Source organism: Vibrio sp. 704 (genome assembly GCF_033339295.1).
Window position 1 is genome coordinate 170,954 of sequence record NZ_JAWOUH010000010.1, and the last position, 10,544, is coordinate 181,497.

The 10,544-nt window shown below is 44.0% G+C and carries 9 protein-coding genes and 1 other annotated feature; of the genes, 4 read left to right on the forward strand and 5 right to left on the reverse strand.

Annotated elements, in window-relative coordinates:
- Positions 1–7 precede the first annotated feature (7 nt).
- On the forward strand, positions 8–316 hold the full coding sequence (gene trpR / locus R7R24_RS15140; protein ID WP_005381892.1) for a trp operon repressor: 309 nt from the start codon (positions 8–10) through the stop codon (positions 314–316).
- A 111-nt stretch (positions 317–427) separates the two neighbouring features.
- On the opposite strand, the gene yjjX is transcribed toward trpR, so the two are convergent.
- The 5 genes from yjjX to bamD form a co-directional block, all read right to left on the reverse strand.
- Complete coding sequence (gene yjjX / locus R7R24_RS15145; protein ID WP_005381891.1) at positions 428–961, reverse strand: inosine/xanthosine triphosphatase; 534 nt, start codon at positions 959–961, stop codon at positions 428–430.
- 24 nt (positions 962–985) lie between these two features.
- Positions 986–2,164 (reverse strand): prephenate dehydratase, encoded by a 1,179-nt coding sequence (pheA, locus tag R7R24_RS15150; RefSeq protein WP_054576676.1) that lies wholly within the window; start codon positions 2,162–2,164, stop codon positions 986–988.
- Between the two features lie 12 nt (positions 2,165–2,176).
- Positions 2,177–2,298 (reverse strand) — a sequence feature (Phe leader region).
- 108 nt (positions 2,299–2,406) lie between these two features.
- Positions 2,407–2,733: a ribosome hibernation-promoting factor, HPF/YfiA family gene (gene hpf, locus R7R24_RS15155; protein WP_005381889.1), complete on the reverse strand. Its 327-nt coding sequence runs from the start codon at positions 2,731–2,733 to the stop codon at positions 2,407–2,409.
- Positions 2,734–3,058: 325 nt separating this feature from the next.
- Positions 3,059–4,540: a lytic transglycosylase F gene (locus R7R24_RS15160; RefSeq protein ID WP_311764764.1), complete on the reverse strand. Its 1,482-nt coding sequence runs from the start codon at positions 4,538–4,540 to the stop codon at positions 3,059–3,061.
- Positions 4,541–4,688: 148 nt separating this feature from the next.
- Positions 4,689–5,417 carry an outer membrane protein assembly factor BamD gene (gene bamD, locus R7R24_RS15165; RefSeq protein ID WP_005381876.1) on the reverse strand — a complete coding sequence of 243 codons (729 nt, stop codon included), beginning with the start codon at positions 5,415–5,417 and terminating at the stop codon, positions 4,689–4,691.
- A 136-nt stretch (positions 5,418–5,553) separates the two neighbouring features.
- Here bamD and rluD point away from each other — a divergent pair, with 136 nt between their 5' ends.
- The 3 genes from rluD (at position 5,554) to clpB (ending at position 9,979) form a co-directional block, all read left to right on the forward strand.
- Entirely contained in the window at positions 5,554–6,531 is a 978-nt protein-coding gene (gene rluD / locus R7R24_RS15170) for a 23S rRNA pseudouridine(1911/1915/1917) synthase RluD (RefSeq protein ID WP_005381875.1), read from the forward strand.
- Between the two features lies 1 nt (position 6,532).
- On the forward strand, positions 6,533–7,261 hold the full coding sequence (pgeF, locus tag R7R24_RS15175) for a peptidoglycan editing factor PgeF (protein ID WP_005381874.1): 729 nt from the start codon (positions 6,533–6,535) through the stop codon (positions 7,259–7,261).
- A gap of 144 nt (positions 7,262–7,405) precedes the next feature.
- On the forward strand, positions 7,406–9,979 hold the full coding sequence (clpB, locus tag R7R24_RS15180; protein ID WP_005381873.1) for an ATP-dependent chaperone ClpB: 2,574 nt from the start codon (positions 7,406–7,408) through the stop codon (positions 9,977–9,979).
- The last annotated feature ends 565 nt before the right edge of the window (positions 9,980–10,544 follow it).

Here is a 10,544-nt window from a genome sequence, read left to right on the forward strand (position 1 = left end):
TAACTTGATGTCGCACGAACCCGAGTACAAAGACTGGCAACAGATTATTGAGCTAATTCGAACAAGTATGGGCACCCAGCAAGATGACATGCTGTTAACTATGCTGATGTCACGTGATGAGAGAGAGTCATTAATATCACGCGTTAATATAATTAACGAACTTCTTAAAGGAGAATTATCTCAACGTCAGATCAGTCAGATGCTTGGTGTGGGCATTGCCACCATTACTCGTGGCTCTAACGAACTAAAGTCGAAATCTGATGAAGAAAAAGACAAGTTGAAAGTCTTGTTAGAACAAGTTGCGGTATCTAAGTAGACAGTATATCCAATTTGCTTTTAGGCCTTGGTGTTACAAGTGACTAAGATAACGTGTTACAAAGGGCGGAAATATCCGCCCTTTTTGCGTATCTAGAGACTAGGCTGAGTGTTATAAATTTGAAGGAAAGTGCTCAGGGTTTGTGAATGGAATTAAAGCCAGAATCAAGGCTTGGTGATAGACCGAGCTTCGAGTTAGCTGGTTTTGGGTTAGCAGGCTAATAGCGCCACCTTTCTGTTTGATGTTATCAGTACCAAACACTTCGTCCATTACATCTCCCAACTCATTCGCATCCTTGAGTTTTTCCAAGACTTTTGGCGGCAACATTAAGCTTGCAGAACGAGATTCACCGCGGTGAGTCTCTGATTCAACCACCATCCAAGCAAACGTCACGTTTGCTTCAATTCCCGCTTCGAGACCGACATAGTAATCCGCGTTTGGCATCTCTACTTTTGCGTTTTTAACGCGGTTTAGCGCACCACGATGAGTTTCTTCATTCGTCATGGGCTGATCTGCGACCTCACTAGGTACACTGATGCCAACGAAGTTGAACTCTTGATGCGGAAATGCATTACGAAATGCACTTTGAACTGCATTAATTTTGGCTGGGTTTAGCGATGCGATTACGACTTTTTGGGTTGCCATGATCTTTTTACTCACTGGTGTCTATTAACTCAATTTTACTTGCGTAGGCTTTACGTTCTCACTCGGGTAACAGCCTAATACTTTCAAGTGCTTAGTGATTTTTGTTAGCTCTTCAAGTGCCTGTTGCATTTCTGTCGAAGCAAGATGTGATGTCAAGTCTACGTAGAACATCTCTTCCCACGGGTTCCCCATAATTGGGCGTGATTCTAGCTTGGTCATATTGATGCCGTAACGTTGCAGCACTAATAGTGTTTCAACCAATGAGCCTGCCTCTTGGGAGGTCGACATGATCAATGTGGTTTTTGCTGGAATCTGAGTAGAAACTTCAACCGGTTTACGAGCAACCACGATAAAGCGAGTATGATTTTCGGTTTGGTTTGCGATGTTGCCTTGAATTGCTTGCAAGCCATATAGCTTACCGCTTGATGCACTACCAATTGCAGCCACATCATCACGATCCATCTCTTGGACTTTCTGCATTGCATCTGCTGTGCTCGCGCAGGACTCCAGCTTTACCCCTTTCATACGGCTTAAAAACTCACTGCACTGTTGGTGTGGCTGAGGGTGAGAATACAGCGTTTTAATATCTTCCAGACGAATGTCTTTTTTCGCAACCAAGCAGTGTTCGATTGGTTGAGTTAGCTCTCCAACGATGTAAAGCGTCGTGTGTTGTAGTAAGTCATACACTTCATTAATAGAGCCTGAGCTGGTGTTTTCGATTGGCAGAACGCCATAATCAGCATGGCCAGATTCAACCGTTTGAGTCACTTCTTTAAAGTGCTCGCAGTTGAGCTCGATAAGCTCCGTATTTTTACGACTGAAGTATTCGCGACTTGCCAAGTGCGAATAAGAGCCTTTGGCTCCTAAAAAAGCGACGCGAGCAAGTGGCTTACGGCTTTGCTGTGGGTTAACGAGATTTTGCAGATAACTTTGTTGAAGCAGAACTGAGTCTTCAATGATGGTATGGAAAAGCTTGGTGATGTACTGCGCGTCAAGTTCGTATTTATCTTGGCCATTAGAAATCAGCTTGACCAATAATTGCTGTTCACGGACGGCGTCGCGAACAGGCTTTGAGGTTTGTACTTTGCTTTTGGCTACTTCAATGCTGAGTTTACGGCGCTCAGACAATAAGCTGAGAAGTTGGTCATCCAACTCATTCAAGCGTAAACGAATTTCTTCGAGGGAAATAGGTTGGTCAGTCATCAATTCTTTCCTTATAAAAAAGCCTCCCGATTTGGGAGGCTTTCTGTTTGTTTTTGACTTTTCTTTCACAAACGAGTTCGCCCCTCCAACTATGGGAGGAAAAAGAAGTCAAAAATAAACAGTGAGGTTAAATGCATAAATAGTGCTTAATTTATGAGTGTTTAAACACAATAAGCAAGGCTGGGGAGAGCGTCAAGCAAAAAAATAGCGCCTTTCGGCGCTATTTCCTCAATCTGTTCAGTTTACTCTTCTTCTTCCACTAGCTCAGGCTTACTTGCACGTCGAGCTTCAGGTTTGTGGGTCAGCTTGTTCAATTGTCGTTCTAGTTTTTGCTCCACTTCGTTGATAGCTGCGTAAAGATCTTCGTGAGTTGCTGAGGCAATGAGCTGGCCTTTAGGAACTTTGATAACCGCTTCGAATTTTTTCTGTTTGTTTGGTTCCTCACTGAAAGTTGCTTGGCAACCAATTAGGTCTACTTGCCATTTCTCCAGTTTTTTAAATTTGCTCTCAATATGAGCTCGGATTGCAGAGGTGATTTCGATGTTTTTGCCAGTGATATTCATTGTCATAAGTGTTTTTCCTCTGTTGCATCCCTCATGGGTTGAGTTCAGATTACCGCTTTAAGCATAAAAAAATGTGATTCAGATCATTATTTTGCTCGGGTTTTTTATGATGAAAAATGAATGTGATCTCACTCAAGAACTTCTGAGATTTATCGTGAAATTGCTTGTTATCGGTTAGTAAATCCGTAGATTGGATAGAGTATTCAGCTGAAAACGGCCTCGTTTTTAGGGAAGTTTTACGGCCTAATATTTGAGGTGGTTAAAATTTAACTACACGTAACGTGTGATGACGATCACTGAGTCTTTCCAATGAATCCATTTAAAAAGCCGCTTACTGTACAAGCGGCTTTTTACTGTCTGGCATTTGGCTGACTTTTCGTAGCGGTATCATGAAAATGGGGTCTTTTGGGGCTAGTGAAACCCTTTCTAGACTTTTGACTTGGTCCAAACTTTCTAGTTGTTTGTATATTATGTAGTAGCGATTAATGCTTGTGACGTACCCAACCGTTGAGCTTAAACTTTTCCGCATAACGACTTCCACGTTATTAAACCAAACATTAGGATCGTAACCTTGTTGGGCTGCACGCTTACGAATACGCTCTACATTGCCGGGGCCCGCATTGTAAGCCGCCAATGTAAAGTAGAGTTTATTTTGTGCAGTAATATCAGGATCACTGAAGTACTGCTTACGCAAAAAAGCTAAGTATTTCACTCCAGCATGAATGTTGTTTTCTAATTGTCGAACATTTTTGATATTGATATTCGGATCTTGAGCGGTGCTGGGTAGGACTTGCATTATGCCAACGGCACCTCGGCTTCCAACTAGGTCGTTATTAAATCCTGATTCCTTGTAAGCGATTGCAGCGATCAGTAAATAGTCGATATCGTATTTCTCACCATAGCGTGAAAATAGCGCTGCGAGTTTTTCTAGTTGAGCAATTTTCTTAGGGTTAAGAGCTCTGTTCAACCATCCCGTGTTATCGATGTATTTACTGTAAATAACGTTACCGAGTAGTGTCCCAGAGCGAGACTTCTGGATGAACTTATTCACGACGGCTTTTAATTTGGGACTATTTTCTCGCATTGCCCAAGCAATTTTGCCATTTTTGCGGATAGGGATTTTTTTGTGAACCCGAATATCATCCATCACTTTCAGCCAAAGCTTGGCTTTATGGCTATCGAGAACAATGGCTTTGACGTAACCATTGTTGAGCATTCCGACCAGCTCATAATCTTGAAGTGTTTCTTCAATAAAGTGCACGATAACAGGCGGTAAGCCTTTTTTGTTTAGTTTCTTATTTAGTGTCTGAATGCTTTCAAAGTAGCTAGAGCTGGCGCGCACCCAAATCTCTTTGCCGCTCAGTTGTTCGATTTTCGTCATCGTTGGTGTGCTTTTGTTTGTCACTACCCACTCTTGAATGTCAGTGAGAATGGGTGAACTGAACTCCACTTTCTGTTTGCGCGTGTCGGTAATAGTCAGGTTGGCGACAACTAAGTCACCTGAACCGTTTTCTAAGGCTGGCAGTAGCTGGTCGCGGGCAACAGGAATAATTTGTACGTTAAGCTTTGGTTTGAGTTTACGAAGGTCTTTTTCGAAATGCGCCAGCAATTCCGCGCCTATGCCTTTTGGTGTGCCGCCCTCAATGTAGTAAAAGCCTAAATCAGCAGAAACTAAGACGCGCAGTACATTCTTCTCCTTGATGACATCGAGGTCCCCGGTATAAGGAGGCTGTTTGAGCGGCGAGATTTGCAGTGCGCAAACGGAAGCAGACAATAGGAGCAGCATAACTGCGCAAAGCTTAGATATCGTCACGTTCACATCCTTTTTATAAAGGGGGGAGGAGAACTTTAAGCATATGTGGAGCTAGGAAGATCATCAAGAAAGGGCTGAATACACTATTGAGAGTAATAAAAAACCGCCACGGTAAAAACGGTGGCGGTTCAGTTTAAAGCAAGTTCAATTACTTCACAGGGTTGAGCTCGATAAGCTTTTCAGTTCTTGCTACGGCGTCTTCCAAACCAAGTTGCTTGTAGGCCTCTAACTGGATAGTCAGTGACTTACGTGCAGCTTCTGTGTCTGGATACGCTTTTTGTAGCTCTTGGCTACGATTAATAGCAGCGACCCAAGCTTCACGGCGAAGGTAGAAGTCAGCAGTCGCTAAATCATAGTTCGCTAGACGGTTTTTCAGCGCGACCATACGTTTTTGTGAATCTTCTGCATATGGGCTATTCGGGTAGCGTTGAAGCAGTTTTTTGAAGTCATCAAACGCTTTTTTTACCGGTTCAGGATCGCGATCGCTTCGATCTACGCTGAATAAATCATGCATAAAGTTACGATCTTGCGCCATGTGGCTTAGACCTCGCATGTACAGCACCCAATCCATCTTTTCATGGGTTGGGTTTAAACGCATAAAGCGAGAAATGGTTGCCAAGCCCAAAGCAAGGTCGTCGTTTTTGTAGTACGCATAGATTAGGTCAAGCTGCACCTGTTCTGAGTAGGCACCGAATGGGTAACGTGAGTCTAATGCTTCCAGTTTCTCAATTGCAGAAAGCCAATTACCACTTTGAAGAGAAATCTGTGCGTCTGCATACAGTTCCGAAGGCGGCACATCAGGAACGATTTCTTCTTTGCTTGCACATCCAAACAGAAGGGATACCGCTAAAAGGCCTGTTAAAGTCTGACGTTTCATATCAGGAGTCTGTTCCTTGAATCTAAATATTTCTTAAGCTGCCGTTACTTTCTTTCCAGTAACAGATACAATGACGTAATAGTCTATTTTTTCACAGTCGTGAGCATTAGTCTCACAGTTTTTAAAAAAGTTCGATATGGCTCAGCAGATTGTATTAACAAATACCGTAAAAGATAGCCAGTTAGGTCAACGTTTAGACCAAGCTATCGCCGAATTATTCGCGGACTTCTCTCGCTCGCGCCTAAAAGAGTGGCTGCTTGATGGGAAAGTTCAAGTTGATGGTGAAGTTGTCACTAAACCTCGTACCAAAGTAATGGGTGGCGAGGAAATTACATTGCAAGCCGAGTTAGAAGATGAAGAACGCTGGGAAGCGCAAGATATCCCGCTAGATATCGTCTATGAAGATGAAGATATTATCGTTATCAACAAACCTCGTGACTTTGTGGTTCATCCGGGCGCTGGTACGCCTGATGGCACTGTGCTTAATGCGTTGTTGCATCATTACCCTGATATTGCAGAAGTACCTCGTGCAGGTATCGTGCACCGTTTGGATAAAGACACAACGGGTTTGATGGTGGTGGCGAAAACCGTTCCTGCACAAACTCGTCTGGTTCGCGCACTGCAAAAACGTAATATTACTCGTGAGTACGAAGCGATCGCTATTGGTCGTATGACTGCGGGCGGTAAAGTGGATCAACCTATTGGTCGTCACTCTACTAAGCGCACGCTTATGGCGGTGGCACCAATGGGCAAACCAGCAGTAACGCACTACCGTGTTGCTGAACGCTTCCGCGAACACACGCGTATTCGTTTGCGTCTAGAAACGGGTCGTACGCACCAGATTCGTGTGCACATGTCTTATCTTCAGCATCCGCTGCTCGGTGATATTGCATATGGTGGACGTGCTCGCATCCCGACAGGTGCGTCTGAAGAGCTAACGGCAATGATCCGGGGCTTCGATCGCCAAGCATTGCACGCAGTAATGCTGCGCTTTGAGCACCCAATTACGGGCGAAGTTCTTGAGTTTCATGCTCCAGTGCCTGATGACATGGTTGTGATGACTGAAGCGCTTCGTCAAGATACAGAAGAGCACGGCTTACCGGAAGAATTCTAATATGAAGACGATCATTCCGAACTGGCCAGCGCCTAAAAATGTCAAAGCTTTCGCCTCAACACGCATAGGCGGATTTTCGACAGGCCCTTACCAAGGGCTAAATTTAGGTACTCACGTTGGGGATGATTTGTCTTTAGTAGAGAAGAACCGAGCTTGGTTGGCGCAACAGGCAAGCATGCCAAATGCGCCAATCTGGTTAAACCAAACGCATTCAACCGTTGTGGCTCAAGCAAATGAACCAACAACACAGGTGCTTGATGCGGATGGTGTATTTACTTCTTCAAGCCATGTTGTTTGTTCAGCGATGACCGCCGATTGTTTACCTGTATTATTGACTAATACACAAGGTACGCAAGTAGCCGCTGTTCACGCAGGTTGGCGCGGCTTAGCAAATGGCATTGTCGAAAATGCGTTAGCGTTGTTTTCTGGTGAAGTGATAGCGTGGCTTGGCCCCGCCATTGGCCCTCAAGCCTTCGAAGTGGGTGAAGATGTTCTGCAAGCTTTTGTTGATTTTGATTCACAGGCGAATCAAGCATTTGCTCCACGCGATATCGACGGTAAATGGTTTGCTGACATGTCGGTGCTGGCAACGCAACGTCTAAACCGGGCTGGTGTGACACAAGTGTTTGATTCTGGACTTTGTACTTACCAAGATAAAGCCTCTTTTTACTCTTATCGCCGTGATGGTAAGACTGGTCGACAAGCAACCTTTATTTGGATCGAAGACTAGCTATAAGCACCAAAGTGCTAAGATGCATACTACTATTTTTGCAAAGCTATCTTTATTCATTCACTCCCTTGAAATTCCCCACCCGAGTATCCATCTTTCTAACTGTCAAAAGAATTTCCTTTAGTTGAGGTTAGGAAGGTAGATATGCGTCTTGATCGATTCACAAGTAAGTTTCAAATCGCTATCTCTGATGCTCAATCACTAGCGTTAGGGCGCGATCATCAATATATCGAGCCAGTTCACCTCATGGTGGCTTTGCTTGATCAAAATGGCAGTCCAATTCGTCCATTGCTTACTATGCTGGATGTGGACGTAACGCATTTACGCTCTAAATTGAGTGAAATGTTAGATCGATTACCAAAAGTCAGTGGCATCGGTGGGGATGTTCAGCTCTCTAGCTCGATGGGCACATTGTTTAACCTGTGTGACAAAGTGGCGCAAAAGCGTCAAGACTCCTATATCTCGTCTGAAGTCTTCCTGCTTGCCGCTTTAGAAGATCGCGGACCATTGGGGCAATTGCTCAAAGAGATCGGCTTAACAGAGCAAAAAGTCAGCCAGGCAATCGAAAAGATCAGAGGTGGTCAAAAGGTCAATGATCCGAATGCAGAAGAGCTTCGTCAAGCATTGGAAAAGTTCACCATAGACCTTACCGAACGTGCAGAGCAAGGTAAATTGGATCCGGTTATCGGCCGTGATGATGAAATCCGTCGTACTATCCAGGTATTGCAGCGTCGTACTAAAAACAACCCTGTGATTATCGGTGAACCAGGCGTAGGTAAGACAGCAATTGTTGAAGGCTTAGCGCAGCGCATAGTTAACAATGAAGTACCTGAAGGTCTGCGTGGTCGCCGTGTGCTATCACTGGATATGGGCGCACTGGTTGCTGGCGCGAAATACCGTGGGGAATTTGAAGAGCGTTTAAAATCAGTATTGAATGAACTTGCTAAAGAAGAAGGCAACGTCATCCTCTTCATTGATGAACTACACACTATGGTCGGTGCTGGTAAAGGTGAAGGCTCAATGGATGCGGGCAACATGCTAAAACCGGCATTAGCTCGTGGTGAGCTGCACTGTGTTGGCGCAACAACATTGGATGAATATCGTCAGTACATCGAAAAAGATGCAGCATTAGAACGTCGTTTCCAAAAAGTGCTGGTGGATGAGCCGACCGTTGAGGATACCGTGGCGATTTTACGTGGCTTGAAGGAGCGTTATGAGCTTCATCATCACGTCGAAATTACCGACCCAGCGATTGTTGCTGCAGCGAGTTTGTCACATCGCTATGTCTCCGACCGTCAGTTGCCGGATAAAGCGATTGACTTGATTGACGAAGCGGCTTCAAGCATTCGTTTACAAATTGACTCTAAGCCAGAGTCCTTGGATAAGCTTGAGCGTAAAATCATCCAACTCAAAATTGAGCAACAAGCACTAAGTAACGAGCACGATGAAGCGAGTGAAAAGCGTTTGAAAGCGCTTAATGAAGAACTCAATGAAAAAGAACGTGAGTACGCTGAACTAGAAGAGGTTTGGAATACAGAAAAAGCAGCTCTTTCTGGCACTCAACATATTAAGTCTGAGCTTGAACAAGCTCGTATGGACATGGAGTTTGCTCGCCGTGCTGGCGATCTAAACCGTATGTCGGAGCTTCAATATGGTCGTATTCCTGAACTTGAGAAGCAGTTAGATCTTGCAACCCAAGCTGAAATGCAGGAAATGACGCTATTGCGTAATAAAGTAACCGACAACGAGATTGCAGAAGTACTTTCTAAGCAAACCGGCATTCCGGTATCCAAGATGCTAGAAGCGGAAAAAGAGAAACTACTTCGTATGGAAGACGTGCTGCATAATCGTGTGGTAGGTCAAAGCGAAGCGGTCTCTGTTGTATCGAATGCCATTCGTCGTAGTCGAGCTGGGCTTTCTGATCCAAACCGACCAATTGGCTCCTTCTTATTCTTAGGTCCAACTGGTGTGGGTAAAACAGAGCTTTGTAAGACACTTGCGAGCTTTATGTTCGACAGTGAAGATGCGATGGTCCGTATCGATATGTCTGAGTTCATGGAGAAACACTCAGTGGCAAGGTTGGTTGGTGCACCTCCAGGCTATGTCGGGTATGAAGAGGGTGGTTACTTAACTGAAGCGGTTCGTCGCAAGCCGTATTCGGTAATTTTGTTAGACGAAGTAGAGAAAGCGCATCCGGATGTATTTAACATTCTGCTGCAAGTTCTCGATGATGGGCGTTTAACGGATGGTCAAGGTCGTACTGTTGACTTCCGTAATACGGTTGTGATCATGACATCTAACTTGGGTTCATCTCGTATCCAAGAGAATTTCGCAACATTAGACTATCAAGGTATCAAGAGTGAAGTGATGGATGTGGTTAGCAAACACTTCCGCCCAGAGTTCTTGAACCGTGTTGACGAAATCGTGGTGTTCCATCCACTTGGTCAAGAACACATTAAGTCCATTGCTTCTATTCAATTGGAACGTTTGGCGAAACGACTAGAGGAGAAAGGCTATCAACTAGAAGTTTCCGACAAAGCGCTCGATTTGATCGCTCAAGTTGGTTTCGATCCTGTGTATGGTGCGCGTCCTTTAAAACGTGCAATTCAGCAGAATGTCGAGAACCCGTTAGCCAAATCAATTCTGTCTGGTGAAATCGTTCCAGACAAGACAGTGCAGCTAATTGTTACTAATGACCAAATTTGTGCTCATCAATAATTGTATGGATACAGTAAAATTGAGATAAAAATCACACTAAAGGGGCCGTTTGGCCCCTTTTCTATAGTTTTTTAGAGTCTTTTGTCTGTTTTCTATACGAATAAACTAAAAAGGTGAGTTTTTTTAAAAAATGCACTTGTGTTCTTTAATGAACTCCCTATAATGCGCCTCCGTTGTCACGGGAAAGCAAGTGAAGCGGAACCTAAACAACTACGGTTAGTGAGTTAAAATTAACTCGCAGATAAATAACTTAAAAAAGTGTTTGACACGATAAGTTATCTAGCTAAAATGGCCGTCCACTTTGAAGAGAACTTCGAAGTGTGCTCTTTAAAAATATAGACCTATCAATCTGTGTGGGCACTCGTTGATGATAATCCAAATAGTTTCTTCGGAAACAATTTAGGTTTCAATGAAACGAAGTGACCATTGAATCTTCGGATTCAGCACAGTCAATTCAAACATTACTTCTGCTATTTATTAGCGAAAGGAATGTTCAGTATTCATTGAGCCGAACAAAATCTTAAATTGAAGAGTTTGATCATGGCTCAGATTGAACGCTGGCGGC